The sequence below is a fragment of the Rhodocytophaga rosea genome (assembly GCF_010119975.1).
GTDB classification, from domain to species: Bacteria; Bacteroidota; Bacteroidia; order Cytophagales; family 172606-1; genus Rhodocytophaga; species Rhodocytophaga rosea.
In genome coordinates this window covers 2,465,893-2,482,432 of the sequence record NZ_CP048222.1, presented here as the reverse complement: position 1 = coordinate 2,482,432, position 16,540 = coordinate 2,465,893, and the positions used below count along the sequence as shown (strand labels likewise).

General features: G+C 39.9%; 11 protein-coding genes, 1 pseudogene and 1 riboswitch. Of the genes and pseudogenes, 9 read left to right on the top strand and 3 right to left on the bottom strand.

From position 1 onward, the window contains the following. Positions 1–108: 108 nt before the first annotated feature. Positions 109–1,646 (top strand): annotated as a pseudogene (gene cysS, locus GXP67_RS10360) (cysteine--tRNA ligase). Positions 1,647–2,005: 359 nt separating this feature from the next. Here cysS and GXP67_RS10355 read toward each other — a convergent pair. Continuing rightward, the gene (locus tag GXP67_RS10355) at positions 2,006–2,197 is read right to left on the bottom strand and encodes a hypothetical protein (protein WP_162443062.1); all 192 of its coding nucleotides are present in this window, start codon (positions 2,195–2,197) and stop codon (positions 2,006–2,008) included. A 1,011-nt stretch (positions 2,198–3,208) separates the two neighbouring features. Beyond that, a complete protein-coding gene (locus GXP67_RS37790) occupies positions 3,209–3,331 on the bottom strand; it encodes a hypothetical protein (protein WP_262890488.1) in 123 nt (40 codons plus the stop codon). A gap of 278 nt (positions 3,332–3,609) precedes the next feature. Between GXP67_RS37790 and GXP67_RS10350 the strand changes: the two genes are divergently transcribed. The 4 genes from GXP67_RS10350 to GXP67_RS10335 all read left to right on the top strand — a co-directional run bounded on the left by GXP67_RS10350 (position 3,610) and on the right by GXP67_RS10335 (position 11,560). Further along, positions 3,610–4,644 carry a M28 family peptidase gene (locus GXP67_RS10350; RefSeq protein ID WP_162443061.1) on the top strand — a complete coding sequence of 345 codons (1,035 nt, stop codon included), beginning with the start codon at positions 3,610–3,612 and terminating at the stop codon, positions 4,642–4,644. 227 nt (positions 4,645–4,871) lie between these two features. After that, a riboswitch (TPP riboswitch) is annotated at positions 4,872–4,968 on the top strand. 58 nt (positions 4,969–5,026) lie between these two features. Beyond that, entirely contained in the window at positions 5,027–7,483 is a 2,457-nt protein-coding gene (locus GXP67_RS10345) for a TonB-dependent receptor (RefSeq protein ID WP_162443060.1), read from the top strand. 107 nt (positions 7,484–7,590) lie between these two features. Then, positions 7,591–8,532, top strand: a complete 942-nt coding sequence (gene mdh / locus GXP67_RS10340) for a malate dehydrogenase (protein ID WP_162443059.1) — start codon at positions 7,591–7,593, stop codon at positions 8,530–8,532. Positions 8,533–8,761: 229 nt separating this feature from the next. Next, a complete protein-coding gene (locus tag GXP67_RS10335; RefSeq protein WP_162443058.1) occupies positions 8,762–11,560 on the top strand; it encodes an ATP-binding protein in 2,799 nt (932 codons plus the stop codon). A 475-nt stretch (positions 11,561–12,035) separates the two neighbouring features. On the opposite strand, the gene ahcY is transcribed toward GXP67_RS10335, so the two are convergent. Further along, complete coding sequence (gene ahcY, locus GXP67_RS10330) at positions 12,036–13,343, bottom strand: adenosylhomocysteinase (protein WP_162443057.1); 1,308 nt, start codon at positions 13,341–13,343, stop codon at positions 12,036–12,038. 295 nt (positions 13,344–13,638) lie between these two features. Here ahcY and GXP67_RS10325 point away from each other — a divergent pair, with 295 nt between their 5' ends. The 4 genes from GXP67_RS10325 (at position 13,639) to GXP67_RS10310 (ending at position 16,533) form a co-directional block, all read left to right on the top strand. Continuing rightward, on the top strand, positions 13,639–14,778 hold the full coding sequence (locus GXP67_RS10325) for a 5-(carboxyamino)imidazole ribonucleotide synthase (RefSeq protein ID WP_162443056.1): 1,140 nt from the start codon (positions 13,639–13,641) through the stop codon (positions 14,776–14,778). Between the two features lie 111 nt (positions 14,779–14,889). Then, entirely contained in the window at positions 14,890–15,372 is a 483-nt protein-coding gene (gene purE / locus GXP67_RS10320; RefSeq protein ID WP_162443055.1) for a 5-(carboxyamino)imidazole ribonucleotide mutase, read from the top strand. Between the two features lie 18 nt (positions 15,373–15,390). Further along, positions 15,391–15,714: an SMI1/KNR4 family protein gene (locus GXP67_RS10315; protein WP_162443054.1), complete on the top strand. Its 324-nt coding sequence runs from the start codon at positions 15,391–15,393 to the stop codon at positions 15,712–15,714. A gap of 231 nt (positions 15,715–15,945) precedes the next feature. Then, positions 15,946–16,533, top strand: coding sequence for an FHA domain-containing protein (locus GXP67_RS10310; RefSeq protein ID WP_162443053.1), 588 nt, complete (start codon positions 15,946–15,948; stop codon positions 16,531–16,533). The last annotated feature ends 7 nt before the right edge of the window (positions 16,534–16,540 follow it).

Below are 16,540 nucleotides of genomic sequence, written 5' to 3'. Positions count from 1 at the left end.
GTTTATCCATGCATTTGGCCTTCCAACCGGAAAGATTTCGTATTTTACTAGTCTTAGTTTATTTTGCAGGCTTTCCTTTGTTAAATCATCTTCCTAATTTGCAGGCATATGTTAGAAGAATCCATTTTGAATTCGACAGATAAAAACCTGGCCAACCGGAAAGAGCACCGTTTAAAAATTCACAATAGCCTTTCCCGCAAAAAAGAACTGTTTGAGCCCATCAATCCGCCTTTCGTAGGCATGTATGTATGCGGTCCTACAGTGTATGGAGATGCTCATCTCGGGCATGCCCGTTCTGCCATAACGTTTGATACCCTGCACCGGTATTTGAAATATCTCGGATTCAAAGTGCGGTATGTACGCAACATTACTGATGTGGGGCATCTGGAAAGAGATGCGGATGAAGGAGAAGATAAAATCGAGAAAAAAGCAAAGCTGGAACAACTGGAACCGATGGAAATAGCCCAGCGCTATACCAACGATTACCAGCGGGATATGCAGCAACTCAATATTCTTAAACCCAGCATAGAACCCAGAGCTTCCGGTCATATTACCGAGCAGATAGCCATGATCGAAGAAATTATTAAAAACGGACTGGCCTATGAGGTAAATGGATCGGTGTATTTTGATATTGTTAAATACAACCAGGAAAGCAAATATGGTAAACTTTCCGGACGGAATATAGATGAAATGCTTTCTGGTACCCGTGATCTGGATGGGCAACAGGAAAAGCGCAATTCCCTGGACTTTGCCCTCTGGAAAAAAGCTTCTCCAGAACATATCATGCGGTGGCCATCTCCCTGGGGGAAGGTTTTCCGGGATGGCATCTGGAATGTTCGGCGATGAGTGCTAAGTATTTAGGAAAACAGTTTGATATTCATGGCGGTGGTATGGATCTGCTGTTTCCGCACCATGAATGTGAAATTGCCCAGTCACAGGCATCAAATCATACCGATCCTGCAAAATACTGGCTGCACAATAATATGATCACCATCAATAGCCAGAAAATGGGAAGATCATTGGGAAACGTAATTAATTTGCAGGAGATTTTTACCGGCAAACATACCCTGCTAACACAAGCGTACACCCCCATGACGGTGCGTTTTTTTGTGTTGCAGGCGCATTACCGCAGTACCCTGGATTTTTCAAATGAAGCCTTACTGGCAGCCAGAAAAGGCTATAAACGCTTGATGAACGGATTAAAAATTGCCAGGCAACTCACTTACATTTCCGGAGAGGCAACATTAGATACCAAAACCATAGATGAAATTAATAAAACCTGTGAGGCTTGCCAGGCTGGCATGGACGATGATTTAAATACAGCTGTACTGATTGCCAATCTATTTAACCTGCTGAAGCATATCAATAAAATTCAAACGGGAAATCTGTCTACTACCGTCTTGGGAGAGGAACATTTTAATAAACTGATTCAGACATACCAGGAATTTACAGAAGATGTGCTTGGACTGCAGGAAGAAAAACCAGATGCTGTAGACCAATTGCTGACCCAGTTACTGGAGTTTTATGCAGAAGCGAAGGCAAATAAGGCCTATGATAAAGTAGATCAGATACGGGCGAAACTTAAACAGATCGGCGTTACCGTAAAAGATATGAAACAAGGCATTGACTGGGCTTACGAAGAGTGATTTTTACAATAGTATTCACTAATATTTTTCTATTTGCAGGCTCACTACCTGCAAATTTTATTTGAATACACTTGAACCGCTATAACTGAGTATATGTATAAATCAGCTCAGAAAGTTAGTAGAATTCAGGGATATCAGCGTATTGGAAGATTATGAACGGCCAGCTACGGATACAGAAGATAGAATACTATTCAATATCTTTGAAAAATCAAGAGTAGGGTAGTTCTGGTAAAAACGACAAATCTGCCGAAGATACCAAAACTCCCAATGTATGCGTCTCTTTTGATTTTTGCTGTGTTCCAGATTTAAATTCAGAAGTCTGGAAAGTGTCTCTATCTGGCTTTGTGGGGGTTTAAGTGTCAATAGAGTTGGGTTTCAATTTGCCGTTTAAACAGAGTTAATTGATCCAATAGCCTTTCTCTTTCAGTTTCTGAAGGCTGCGCTGAGTTAATTTTGTCAGCGATTGAATTATAACGTAATTTTAAATTAATCAACAACTGGCGATCTGTGGGTAGAATTTTTTTTGGGGGAATGCTGGCAGTTTGTTTCATAAGTGTAGTTTGTTTGATTAAAATTTTATATTAAGTTTCTCCTGATCCTTTTGAATAGCCGTTTGACAGTAATGACTATGAACAGTTTACGGATTCTGGTACGATACTCATTATTATTTGGTTCTGTAGAATAGGCAGAAAATGGATAAATAATTTTGATCATCGATTTTTGAGCCTATTATAGCCTAAAGACCATCGATTTTTGTTCCTGAACTTATTGCCTAATCTTCATATGTTGGAGGCCTCTTTCCAGATCAAAAGTACCTATACAAGATACAAAAAGGATTTTTTGTTAACACAAATCTTGCAATAATTAACTCAGTTAAACCACATTTTTAACAGAAAAACATGCATGTCTACCCATTCTGGACGCTTCTCTATATGGTTCTGATACTTTACCAGAAAAATAAAAAGCCTATCTAATCAGCAAGACCTTTTATAATATTTCTGTGAGGTAAATTGTTTGCTTTTCCTCATCTCAAGAACCACCTTTTATAGGGTGGAACTCTCTAATTATCGCTGAAGTTTTCTTTGATAAGTATATCTTCAATAGTATTAGTAGCTGTATTCCGGATATGATCGCGATATAACTATCCATCAAATAACTTGATATCTTTTTGTGGCTATTTACAGAACTTTGCATAAACTGGCCATGCTGCTGAATATAGATAACTTTTTCAAACAGGGTCAACTGTTGAAACTGGATAGGTAACAGCATATAAAGAGAATATGTAAATTGATGCCTGTTAGAATCTTATAGTGTGGGGAGGAAGACTGGCAACATGGCAATTAAATTTACAAAAGCGCTATATCTAAAAAAAAGGATAAAATACTGGTTTTTAACCGTACAAATACGTAATATAAAAAAGCCTTCTACTTTGGAAGGCTTTTTTATGTAGCTTTTAAACTCATTCTCTGTTTTTCCTGCTCAGTAAATGCCTCCGCTGATTCATCAAGATTATTGTAAATAATATTTGATAGGCAGGCCACTGGTATATATTCTAAAAGGTTTTATTTGAGGTGTCTTTTATAGTCTTTAGATGTAGGCCGGATGAAGCTTCGCAGATAAATACTGGCAATAAAGGCGATACCCATTATGATTAATGCTAAGGCAAAGTAAAGAGGTGTTTCCATAGATGTAAGATTTTACCTTAATTCTGACAACTTTGGAAAAGGAAACCACAAAAAATAATTATGCTGCTGCGAAAATTTAATCAATCTCTTCCATATACACCTTTTAGAAAAACATATGTATACTTGCATCAGTATATGCTAAGAAGAATGATTTGCTAACATTTTGTCAACTACATATAGTTATGTAATGCTATAGCTTGTATCATAGCAAGATATATATTGAATCAATACAAATTTCATTGGTATTTTAACGTTAGAAGTAAGAAATAATATAAGATATGAAAAAAGTAATGTGGATAATGGTTAGTTTGATCTGGCTGCTAGCCTGCAAAAATGACCGGAATTCAAACCAAACAAGTAACACTACCCCAGATCGCCCGGTAATTAGTGTTATTGCTCCTGAGTTTAATGCAGATTCGGCCTATTATTTTGTAGAAAAACAAGTGGATTTCGGTCCCAGGGTACCCAATACGCCAGCTCATAGACAATGCGGAGATTATTTAATTAATACACTCAAAATATATGGAGCCGAAGTAACGGTACAGGAATTTGTGGCAGAAGCCTATAATGGCACCAAACTACACTCCCGGAATATTATTGCTTCCTATTTTCCACAAGCTACCAAACGTATTTTGCTCGCTGCTCACTGGGATACCAGGCATGTTGCCGACAAAGATGCCGTTGACCAGAATAAACCGATTGACGGTGCCAATGATGGAGGGAGTGGGGTAGGTATACTGCTGGAAATTGCACGTGTATTACAGGCAGATACACTAAAACCCAATGTTGGCATTGACATAATCTTCTTCGATGCAGAAGATTATGGCGAACCAGAAAATGCTAAACCGGAAGAATTGCCTAACAAGGGAAATAATAAAGTATACTGGTGTCTGGGGTCTCAATACTGGGCGGCCAATAAACACAAACCCAATTATTCTGCCTATTATGGCATCCTGCTGGATATGGTAGGTGCTAAAGGTTCTACGTTTGCCAAAGAAGGTACTTCTATGGAAAATGCACCGAGTGTGGTGGAAAAAGTGTGGAATATAGCTAATGCTTTAGGCCATGGCGGTATGTTCATTAACCAGACGAGCACCGGCATTACCGACGATCATGTGTTTGTGAACCGCATTGCTAAAATTAATATGATTGATATTATTGATTACGATTCTGCCGGCGATGATTATTTTGGTTCGTATCATCATACCCATGCCGATAATATGCTCATTATTGACAAAACTACGCTTAAAGCCGTAGGTCAGACCGTATTGCAGACCCTGTATGAGGAAGGAAATGCCAATGAAGCGATTTAGAAATGTTTGTGCGTTGTTATGTGTTAGTAGGAAAATCAGGTGAATTATATTGTCGATTTAATAAAAAGGAAGGTATTATTCTATCAAAAAAAATCAAATCTGGTTTTAACCGATCACTCTTTTGCTAATTACCACCTAATGTATCTGCCAAAAACGAGCAACTAACAATTCTCTGCAATTAATTTCCCGTTTTCCTGCTTTTCTTTTGAATATTTAACCTTACCTTTGCTGCTACTTAGGGGTGCCTTAATAAAACGGGCTGAGATTATACCCATTGAACCTGATCCGGGTAATGCCGGCGAAGGGAAAGACGGTAAACAAACACAAGGGAAACTGAACCCCTCAGTTTTCTGTATGTTTCACCTTATTAACCAAACTTATTATGAAAAAGCTCATCATGCCACTGGCATTGATAGCCTTGCCCTTTTTTGCATGGGCACAATTTTCCATTTCTGGTACTGTTACAGATGCCAGTGACAAACAGCCTCTGGCTGGCGTGAATGTTACGATTGTAAACACCTACACAGGTACTTTTACCAATTCCCAGGGTGAGTTTGCCCTCAAAAACCTAAAAGCCGGGAAATATCAGGTACAGGTTTCCTTTGTAGGTTATGAAAAAGTGCTTCAGGAAGTAGATGTACAACAAGATGTAACGCTTGATTTCTCTTTAGAAACCGCTACCATTCTCGCTGATGAAGTAATTGTGCGGGCAACCAGAGCATGGGAAAAATCACCTACTACCTTTACAAATCTGTCAGCTAAAGATCTGAAAGCACAGAATCTGGGGCAAGATCTGCCTTTTTTACTAAATCAGACACCTTCAGTAGTAGTAAATTCTGATGCCGGTGCCGGTGTAGGCTATACCGGTATCAGAATTAGAGGCTCAGATGCCACCCGTATTAATGTTACCATCAATGGTATTCCGTATAATGAAGCCGAATCGCAAGGGACTTTTTGGGTGAACCTGCCGGATTTTGCTTCTTCAGTGAACAATATCCAGATTCAGCGGGGGGTAGGGACCTCTACCAATGGTGCAGGTGCATTTGGAGCCAGTATTAATATTCAGACTACCAGCCTTAACCAGGATGCCTATGGCGAAGTAAATAATACCTATGGTTCGTTCAACACCTGGAAACATACTTTAAAATTTGGCAGTGGGCTTATCAATGGGAAATGGGCATTCGACGGACGTTTATCCAAGGTTAGTTCTGATGGATACATCGACCGGGCTAGTTCAGATCTGAAATCTTTTTTTGTGTCCGGAGGCTATCATGGCAAATCGACTCTGGTGAAATTGAATGTTTTTTCCGGAAAGGAAATTACCTATCAGGCCTGGAACGGAACGCCTGAATCCAGGATACGCAATGATGCAGCAGGCATGCAGGCATATATCGAACGGAATTACCTTTCTGAAGTGGATGCGCAAAACCTGCTGAATTCTGGCCGTACCTACAATGCTTATACCTACGATAATGAAGTAGATAATTACCAGCAAGACCATTATCAGTTAATCTTATCACAAGGGATTAACAAATACTGGAACCTGAATGCGGCTCTTCACCTGACCAGAGGACGGGGATATTTTGAACAGTATCGTCAGAATGATGACTTTGAAGAATATGGCCTGCCCGGTTTACAAATTGGCGATTCATTAATTACTTCCACAGACCTGATCCGCAGGCGCTGGCTGGATAATTATTTTTATGGCTTTACCTATAGCGCCAATTACAATAGCCTAGGCAAGTTGAGCGGAATTATTGGTGGCGGATGGAACCGCTATGATGGCGGCCACTTTGGAGAGATCATATGGGCCAGATTTACCGGTAATTCTAATATCCGGGACAAATATTATGACAATGATGCCCTAAAAACAGATTTTAACATCTATGGTAAGGCAAACTACCAGTTTGTTGAACAACTGAATGGATATATCGATCTGCAATACCGCCGCATTAATTATTCATTTCTGGGAAATGTAGTAGATAGCGAAAGTGTACGGAGAAGTGTACAACAGGAAGTTACTTTGAATTTCTTTAATCCGAAAGCCGGGTTAACTTTTCAGGTGAACAATGGCTTAAACCTGTATGCTTCTTATAGTGTGGCCAACCGGGAACCAACCAGGGATGATTATACGCAGTCTACGCCACAAAGCCGCCCGAAAGCTGAAACCTTGCGCAATGTGGAAGCTGGGTTTCGCAGGCAAAATAAAAATACGTTGCTGAACATAAATTATTACCTGATGGATTATAAAAACCAGCTGGTACTGACCGGTCAGATTAATGACGTAGGCGAATACAACCGGACTAATATTCCCAGAAGTTACCGGATGGGTGTAGAAATTGAAGGAGCTATCAAACTATTGCCAAACCTGCAATGGGCTGCTAATGCTACTTTCAGCCGTAATAAGATCCGCAATTACCAGGAATTTATAGATGATTATGATGCCGGGGAACAAGTTGCCACTGAGTATGAGTCTACCGATATCGCTTTTTCACCCAATATTACGGCTGCCAGTACAATTTCTTTTTCTCCGGTTAAGAACTTAAGCCTGAACCTGGTTTCTAAATATGTAGGCGAACAGTTTCTGGATAATACTTCCAGTGACAGCCGCAAGCTCGATGACTTTTTTGTAAACGACATCCGCATCAATTATACACTACAAACCAGGCTGGTAAAAGAAATCGGACTGAACCTGCTGATGAATAATATTTTTAATGTAGAATATGAGCCGAATGGATATACCTATAGTTATAGAAGCGGCGGTGCCATTACTACAGAGAATTTTTATTATCCGCAGGCAGGTACCAATTTTCTGGCTTCCATCAATCTGAAGTTTTAGTGAGAACGGATTTCTCTTTGATATTTTATACAACATATTAGTAATTCACTACATTAACCTATAAATTCGCCCGTTCAAACATTGTTTCACTAAAAATTGAATATAATATGAAAATCACAGTAGTGGGAGCAGGTAATGTAGGAGCCACATGTGCAGATGTGCTGGCGTACAAAGAAGTGGCAAACCAGGTAGTGTTGCTAGACATCAAAGAAGGAATTGCAGAAGGAAAAGCATTAGACATCTGGCAGAAAGCGCCTATCGATTTATATGATACCCGTACCATTGGTGCTACCAACGATTATAGTAAAACGGCTGACTCTGATGTAGTTGTAATTACCTCAGGTCTGCCCCGTAAACCAGGTATGAGCCGTGACGATCTCATTTCAACCAATGCCAATATTGTCCGCTCAGTTACTGAAAATGTAGTAAAACATTCTCCCAACGCCATTATTATTGTTGTATCCAATCCTCTGGATGTAATGACCTATTGTGCCCATATTACCTCTAAAATGCCCCGTACCAAAGTAATAGGTATGGCTGGTATCCTGGATACAGCCCGTTACCGGGCATTTCTGGCCGAGGAAATCAATTGCTCTCCCAAAGATATTCAGGCCGTGCTGATGGGTGGACATGGGGATACAATGGTGCCATTGCCTCGTTATACAACCGTGGCTGGTATTCCGGTAACCGAACTTGTTGCAAAAGATAAACTAGATGCCATTGTGAACCGCACCATTAATGGCGGTGGCGAACTGGTAAAATTGATGGGTACTTCTGCCTGGTATGCACCCGGTTCAGCAGCTGCTCAAATGGTAGAAGCCATCGTGAAAGACCAACGCAGAATTTTCCCGGTATGTATGAAACTGGAAGGAGAATATGGCATTGATAATTGTTACCTGGGTGTACCTGTCGTGCTGGGTAAAAATGGGGTAGAAAAGATAATCGAACTTAAATTAAACGATGAAGAGAAAGCTTTACTGGAAGTATCCCGCCAGAAAGTTTCGGAAGTAATGCAGGCACTGGATACTATGACAGCGGCTGCTAAATAAAACTTTTTATTATTATAATACATAGCCATTAAAGTGATAAACTCCTGTTTATCACTTTTTTTATGGACTTTTGGAAAATAACAATTGTATCTGCACGCTTCAAATCTGATCCTTACTAATCCTGCCCTTACCTTACATGCTGGAATTTAACCTAAAGCATAGAAAGTTGAATTATTGCGTGATAATCATTTTCTTGTAAGGCTTATTTTATACTCAGCACTGTATACGTATGCATAGCTATGTAAATGATCTTTCTGACTTTATTTCAAATAGAGAAAAGCTACACTTGCTCTTTCCGGAAGCCATTCAGGATATCGTGTGTTTGCATAAGCTAAATGGTGAATTTCTATTCATATCTCCTTCAGTAAAACTTATTTTAGGCTATTCTGCGGAAGAATTTATAGCAAAATTTCAGGGTGCACAGGTTGTAGAAAAAGTAGCAACAAACAAGCTACCTGTTGACAATCAAACTATTATTATTGCTGATGATAATTCCCACATTCAATATCGCATCCGTACAAAAGATAACCTGCAGCTATATTTTGAAACAATTACTAGTTTAATTACAGACCCACATGGACAGCCTTTCTATTATCAATCTGTTTCCCGGAGTATATCAGAAAATAGTATTCCAGAGATTCAGAAAGCTGGCATAAAACAAAGAGAGAATCTTCTGGATAAAATGTCGGAGAATATTCCTCTGGCCTGTTACATGGTGGATGAGCGCACTGGTGAAATTTTGCATTTTAATAACAAATTTAGTCAGCTATGGGGTATTGAGTATTTACAAAGCAAATCGCAAGCTGGTCAACTCACACATAAAGAACTGCTTCAGTATATTTATCCTTTACTCAAGCAGCCAGAGTCTCTGCAAAAAATATATAATCGCTATCACCACACCGATACTTCATCAGTTAATGAACTGGAAATAGATCTGATTGATGGGCAAACCTATAAAATTTTCACTTCACATATATTTGAAGATGATCTTACATACAATGCTACTTTATTTACTTTCGAAAATATCACCCAACGCAGGCTTTCGGATAAAAAATTTAAAAACACCTACGATAGTTTAGCAGAAGCCCAGAAAATCGCCCGGTTTGGAAACTGGGAATTTGATCTTCAAAACCAGCAAATCTCCTGGTCGGAAGAGTTGTTTCATATCTACGGAGTACCTATGGCTGAGGGTGCGCCTACTTTTGAAGAAATGCTCAAAATGATTCACAGTGAGGATCTGAATATCTTTTTGAAAGCAGTTGAGGATTGTATTCAGCATGGCATTTATTACGACATTGATCACCGTATTGTGCTTCCAGACGAGACAGTTCGTTATATTCATTGTATTGGAAAACCAGTAATAGCACATCATGGCGATATCATTGGTTTGAAAGGCATAAGCCATGAAATCACCAGGCAGAAACAAACAGAAGAGCAACTCATTAAAGCAAAAGATCTGGCCGAACATTCGGTGAAGTTAAGAGAACAGTTTCTGGCCAATATGAGTCACGAAATCCGTACACCGTTAAACGGAATTGTAGGTATGGCACATCTGCTTTCCAAAACTACCCTGGATGAGGAGCAAAAGCAGTTTATGGAGGCTATTAAGTTCTCTGCCGATAACCTGATGGTTATTATCAATGATATTCTGGATTTAGCTAAAATTGAAGCCGGAAAAATGCATATCGAAGAAGCGCAACTGTTTTTGAGGCAGGTTGTAAAGAATGTAGCAGGCATGTTTTCCATCAAAACCGCAGAGAAAAACATTCAGCTCGACATCGATATAGACCCCACTATTCCTGAAGTATTGCTGGGAGATTCAGTACGTTTAAACCAGATTCTACTCAACCTGATAGGCAATGCTGTAAAATTTACCCAGGAAGGTGCTGTCCGGGTGAAAGTGAAAGTGGAAAGGGAATTTCATGACCAGATAGTTCTCAAAGTTTCAGTTATAGATACTGGTATCGGTATTCCAGAAGACAAACTGGATTATATTTTTGATATTTTCACCCAGGCCACTACGGAAACTACCCGCAAATTTGGTGGTACAGGATTAGGTTTGCCTATCTGCAAAAAGTTAATTGAATTGCAGAAGGGTAAAATTAAAGTGACCAGCCACCTGGGCGAAGGAAGCGATTTTACCTTTACCATCCCATACAAAAAAGAGAAAAAAGCACTGCAAACCGTAAAAGACCAGTCACCGGATGCTGAAGCTGCTGCTCTTCCCAAAAGTATGCGGATTTTGCTGGCAGAAGATAATGAAATTAACCGCATGATTGTAATTACCATGCTGAAGCGATGGAAACAAATTGAAACGCAGGTGGATGTGGCCGGAAATGGACATCAGGTGCTGGAGTTACTCAATAAACAAGATTACGACTTAATTCTGATGGATTGCCAGATGCCTGATATGGATGGGTATACAGCTACCAGATTTATCCGGACAGAACTAAGTACTCCCAAATCGCAGGTACCGATTATTGCCGTAACGGCTTCAGCTTTACAACAGGATAAAGAAAAAGTATTCGAAGCAGGAATGGACGATTTTATTCCCAAGCCTTTTGAGCAAAACGAACTGATTGACAAAATACTCTCTGTTGCCCGGCGTAAGAAACAAACAGATGCCGGAACAAAAACACTGCCGGAAAAGGAGCAAGAAATATATAACAAGGACAAATTATTTGACCTTACTTTTCTTAAAAATATTGCCGGCGACGACCTGGTAGAATTACAAGATATTATCGAAAAATTCATTGAAAAATTCCCTTCCGACATTGCCCTGATGGAACAGGCGCTGGCTAACAAAGAATTTAAAACAATGTCCAGTGCAGCACATAAATTAAAAGCTAACATTAAGTTTTTTGGAATAGAGAAACTATATCCTGCCATAGAATGGATCGAGAAGGCTGGTCAATCTGAGGAGTCATACATTGATGTTCATGCCCTTTCTCACCATATTCAATTTATTCGGCAGACTTCTGAAAAAGTTATTACTGGCTTGAAGCAGGAACTTAAGGAGAAGGTTTAAAGGGGAGTAGTTTAAGCCCAATAAGATCACTAATCAAATAATTTAGTGGTTCTTGGCCTCTCCAGTACGCAAGCTGGTATATTGTTCGACCCACATCAGGATTTTTATCTTTAAGTGAATATTTTCCGGTTCAGATCAAATTTAAATTCCAATACTTTTTAGCAGTTCTCAGCTGCATCACTGCCGGATTTTAAGTCATTTAAGTATTTCATCAGCAGAGTTCCTATGTCTATTTCAAACTTGTCACAGATCAGCAAAATAGAAGTAATGGCTTCTAATAATAGAATAATCGAATTGAATGGCATTGCGGATAGAGAATCCGGCTGTTTTCATAAGAGGTGAAGTAAATCACTGCAAGGTTAAAGATTCTTCCGGACTGTGGAAAAAGATATGGACAGAAATAAATTAACCGGGCTAAAAAATAAAAAGACTTCCTAACTGAATAGGAAGTCTTTCTGGTAAAGAACAATATTGATTAATATCTGTACAGATCCGATTTGAACGGACCCTCAGTCGTTACGCCAATATACTCAGCCTGCTCATCTGATAACGTATCCAGTTCTACACCGATTTTAGACAGGTGCAGGCGGGCTACTTTTTCGTCGAGATGTTTGGGAAGGGTATATACTTTATTTTCGTACTGATCTGCATTTGTCCAAAGTTCAATCTGTGCCAGGGTCTGGTTAGTGAACGAATTAGACATTACAAACGATGGGTGACCAGTAGCACAACCTAAGTTTACTAAACGGCCTTCTGCCAGAATCAGCACTTCCTTGCCATCAATGGTGTATTTATCTACCTGAGGTTTGATCTCTACTTTGGTGTTGCCATAGTTTTTGTTGAGCCATGCCATGTTAATTTCAGTATCGAAGTGGCCAATGTTACAAACAATCGCCTTATCCTTCATGGCTCTGAAATGGCGCTCTACAATGATGTCTTTATTTCCGGTGGCAGTTACGAAGATATCACCGATTTTAGCAGCATTGTCCATTTTCATTACCTGGAAACCTTCCATAGCTGCCTGTAAGGCACAGATAGGATCAATTTCGGTAACGATAACTCTGGCACCTGCGCCTCTCAGCGACTTGGCAGAACCTTTTCCTACATCACCGAAGCCGGCAACAACCGCTACTTTTCCGGCCATCATCACATCGGTTGCTCTTCTGATCGCATCAACGCAGGATTCTTTACAGCCATATAAGTTATCGAATTTCGATTTGGTTACAGAATCATTTACGTTGATGGCAGGCATAGGCAGCGTACCTTTTTTCATGCGCTCATACAGCCTGTGTACACCAGTAGTGGTTTCTTCAGATAAACCTTTAATGGCAGGAGCCAGTTCAGGATATCTGTCTAGTACCATGTTAGTTAAATCACCTCCATCATCCAGAATCATGTTCAATGGCTTACGGTCTTCTCCAAAGAACAAAGTCTGCTCAATACACCAGTTAAATTCTTCCTCATTCATTCCTTTCCAGGCATATACGGAGATACCAGCAGCAGCAATCGCAGCGGCGGCATGATCTTGCGTAGAGAAGATATTGCAGGAAGACCAGGTAACTTCTGCACCTAATTCAATCAGGGTTTCAATCAGAACAGCCGTCTGAATCGTCATGTGTAAGCAACCAGCAATACGGGCACCTTTCAGGGGTTTGGATGCACCAAATTCTTGTCTGAGAGACATCAAACCGGGCATTTCGGCTTCGGCCAGCTGGATTTCTTTACGGCCCCATTCTGCCAGGGAAATGTCCTTAACTTTGTACTTAACGTGGGTATCGATCATGGATTTATAAAATTTTCAATTTAATGGCAAAGGTAGCTAATTAGTATATAAAATAAAAAATTAAAAAGCTATAAATCAACACTATTGGATTAGTCTAAAATTTATGCAATAAATCCTATTTAGCGCGCTTCTTTCTGTTTTACTATACTTACGCAAGTGAAGTATTCAAGAATTGCCGGTATTTTAATCTGCTTTTTCTTATAACTTGCAGGCTTAAATTTCAGGCTCTTGCCAGACTTATTATAGTATATTAATTCTTACATAATACCAGAGACAAACGACCAAATACTTTCTTATGAGTGCATTTAGCAGCGATTTCAAACTCGGCATTCTTGGTGGCGGACAACTGGGAAGAATGCTGATTCAGGCAGCCATTGACTTCAATATATATATCAAAATTCTCGATGCTGACCCTCATGCACCATGTAAACCATTTGCCCATGAATTTGTTCAGGGTTCTCTAATGGATTTTGAAACCGTGTATGCATTTGGCAAAAATGTAAATGTACTCACCATTGAAATTGAGCATGTAAATGTAGAGGCACTTGAAAAACTGCAAAGCGAAGGTGTTAAAGTATATCCACAACCTCAGGTAATCCGCACGATTCAGGATAAACGGGTACAAAAGCAGTTTTACAGGCAGCATAGTATCCCTACTTCTGATTTTGTGCTGGTAGATGATAAAGATTCTTTAGCCGAACACCATCATTTCTTGCCGGCTTTTCAGAAGTTAGGAAAATCAGGATATGATGGCAGAGGTGTACAACGGTTAAGTTCAGCCAGTGATCTGCACAAAGCTTTTTCAGAACCTAGTGTATTGGAAAAAGCAGTAGATTTTGAGAAAGAAATTTCTGTGATTGTTGCCCGGAATGTGAGTGGAGAAATTTCTGTTTTTCCCCCGGTAGAACTGGTATTTCATCCGGTACATCACCTGGTAGAATACCTGTTTGCGCCAGCCCAGATCAGCGGACTGATTCTGGCACAGGCGAATGAGATTGCAATAGGTGTGGCAAGTAAATTACAGATTGTAGGATTGCTGGCGGTAGAAATGTTTGTAACCAAAACCGGCGAAGTACTGGTAAACGAATCGGCTCCCCGTCCGCATAACAGTGGCCATCATACCATTAAAGCGAATGCAACTTCTCAGTTTGAACAACACCTGAGGGCTATTCTGGATCTGCCCCTGGGTAGCACGGCCGCTAAAACATTTGCTGCCATGGTGAACCTGCTGGGTGAAGACAAATACAATGGTGATGCTAAATATGATGGAATGGAAGAAGCACTGGCCATAGAAGGTGTATATGTACATTTGTATGGAAAAAAAACTACCAAACCTTTCCGGAAAATGGGCCATATTACCATCATTGATAACAACCTGGAAGCCTTACAAACCAAAGTACAGCAGGTAAAAGATAGGGTGAAAGTAATTGCATAATATATCAGGCATTGGTCAATAGACATTGGTCATTAGTGGCTTGTAAGCATTTTTGATACTACTGACTATTGACTACTGACAAATGACCAAAAACTAAAGACAAATAAAATTATGGTTGGAATTATAATGGGCAGTGAATCGGATATGCGGATTATGAGTGCTGCTGCCGACGTATTGAAAGAACTGGGAGTGATCTATGAGATTACAATTGTGTCGGCACACCGTACGCCACACCGCATGGTGCATTATGCAGAATCGGCCAGACGGAGAGGTTTAAAAGTAATTATTGCCGGGGCCGGGGGCGCTGCTCATTTACCGGGAATGGTTGCCTCACTGACCACCTTGCCTGTAATTGGCGTACCTGTAAAATCTTCTAATTCTATTGATGGCTGGGATTCCATATTGTCTATTCTGCAAATGCCTGCCGGAGTTCCGGTAGCAACCGTAGCTTTGGATGGAGCAAAAAACGCAGGTATTCTCGCCGCCCAGATCATAGGTACAAGCGATGCTGCAATAGCCGAAAATCTACAGCGTTATAAAGATGAACTTCGTGAGAAAGTGGAAGCTTCTATCAAGAATCTGGAGAATAGGTAATGTTGTAAGGAATGGATAATGAAAGTATTGCTACGCATAAAACCTAACTTACAACAAATATCACATAAGGATATTCAGAATGTAGAATCAAGACTTAAATTTTCTATACCAGATTCCTTAAAAGAATTGTTGCTTCATTATAATGGCGGAGATCTGGGTGTCAATGTATTTTACACTAAGTTTGAAGATGGAGATCAAAGGTTATATGAACTTTATCATCTAAATAGTTTAGAAGAAATAGAAAGTGCATGGGGTAAGTGTATGATGATCCGGAAATACAAGAGAATCAAATCTTGCCATTCGGAGAAACTCTGGGAAGTCCATGTATATGCATTGGTATAGGCCAGAAAAATTATGGTAAGATATTTTTAATAGATTGGGATTTTGGGGTTGCCTATCAGGCTAATACATTACAGGAATTTTTAGGTCAACTGAAGTACGATAAGAAATGGAGCGAATTTCCTCCATTTAAAAAGTGGGAGTAAAAGTAATGTGAAATAAATTATTGCCATTTACTGAGATTGAAATTCCTTCAAGAGTGAAATAATAACTGACCCATGACCTTTTAGAAATATGAGTGAATTTAAACTATGTAAAAACGGGCATTATTACCAGAGTACCCTGGAGGAGTGTCCGTATTGTCCGAAACCTACAAATATCCGGCCTGCTCCCATGAATATAGACAAAACCCAGGTAGTTTCCCCCAAAGTTCAGGATATAGATAGAACCAAAATAGTATCCTCAGAAGAATTGAGCCAGACACAACCAGGTAACCTGGCCAAAACCCAGGTATTTACAGGTAATATTCCTCAGACCACAGTAAGCCCACAGTCGAGACAGCAGCCAGTTCCTGGTGGACGTAAACTGGTGGGCTGGCTGGTTTCTTTTACAATAGATGTAAACGGCGTAGATTTTAGGTTGTACGAAGGTCGTAACACCATTGGTTCTGATCCGGCTTGTGATATTGTGGTTTCCAATGATTCAGCAGTATCCAGCAAACATCTCACGATTCTGAACCGGATGGGAAGTTTTAAGTTCAAAGATGAACTCTCTACCAATGGCACGTTTATTAATGAGGTATTTGAAGAGGAAGGCAACCTGAAAGACGGGGATACCATTAAGATCGGGGCCACCATCTTTAAATTCCGTACGGTAGCCTGAGAAATTT

Excerpts from the sequence above, each read along its gene's own strand:
- GXP67_RS10355 (WP_162443062.1), bottom strand. The coding sequence starts at position 2,197 with ATGAAACAAACTGCCAGCATTCCCCCAAAAAAAATTCTACCCACAGAT.
- purE (WP_162443055.1), top strand. The coding sequence starts at position 14,890 with ATGGTTGGAATTATAATGGGCAGTGAATCGGATATGCGGATTATGAGT.
- GXP67_RS10345 (WP_162443060.1), top strand. The coding sequence starts at position 5,027 with ATGAAAAAGCTCATCATGCCACTGGCATTGATAGCCTTGCCCTTTTTT.
- GXP67_RS10315 (WP_162443054.1), top strand. The coding sequence starts at position 15,391 with ATGAAAGTATTGCTACGCATAAAACCTAACTTACAACAAATATCACAT.
- GXP67_RS10310 (WP_162443053.1), top strand. The coding sequence starts at position 15,946 with ATGAGTGAATTTAAACTATGTAAAAACGGGCATTATTACCAGAGTACC.
- GXP67_RS10335 (WP_162443058.1), top strand. The coding sequence starts at position 8,762 with ATGCATAGCTATGTAAATGATCTTTCTGACTTTATTTCAAATAGAGAA.
- mdh (WP_162443059.1), top strand. The coding sequence starts at position 7,591 with ATGAAAATCACAGTAGTGGGAGCAGGTAATGTAGGAGCCACATGTGCA.
- GXP67_RS10350 (WP_162443061.1), top strand. The coding sequence starts at position 3,610 with ATGAAAAAAGTAATGTGGATAATGGTTAGTTTGATCTGGCTGCTAGCC.
- ahcY (WP_162443057.1), bottom strand. The coding sequence starts at position 13,343 with ATGATCGATACCCACGTTAAGTACAAAGTTAAGGACATTTCCCTGGCA.
- GXP67_RS10325 (WP_162443056.1), top strand. The coding sequence starts at position 13,639 with ATGAGTGCATTTAGCAGCGATTTCAAACTCGGCATTCTTGGTGGCGGA.
- GXP67_RS37790 (WP_262890488.1), bottom strand. The coding sequence starts at position 3,331 with ATGGAAACACCTCTTTACTTTGCCTTAGCATTAATCATAATGGGTATC.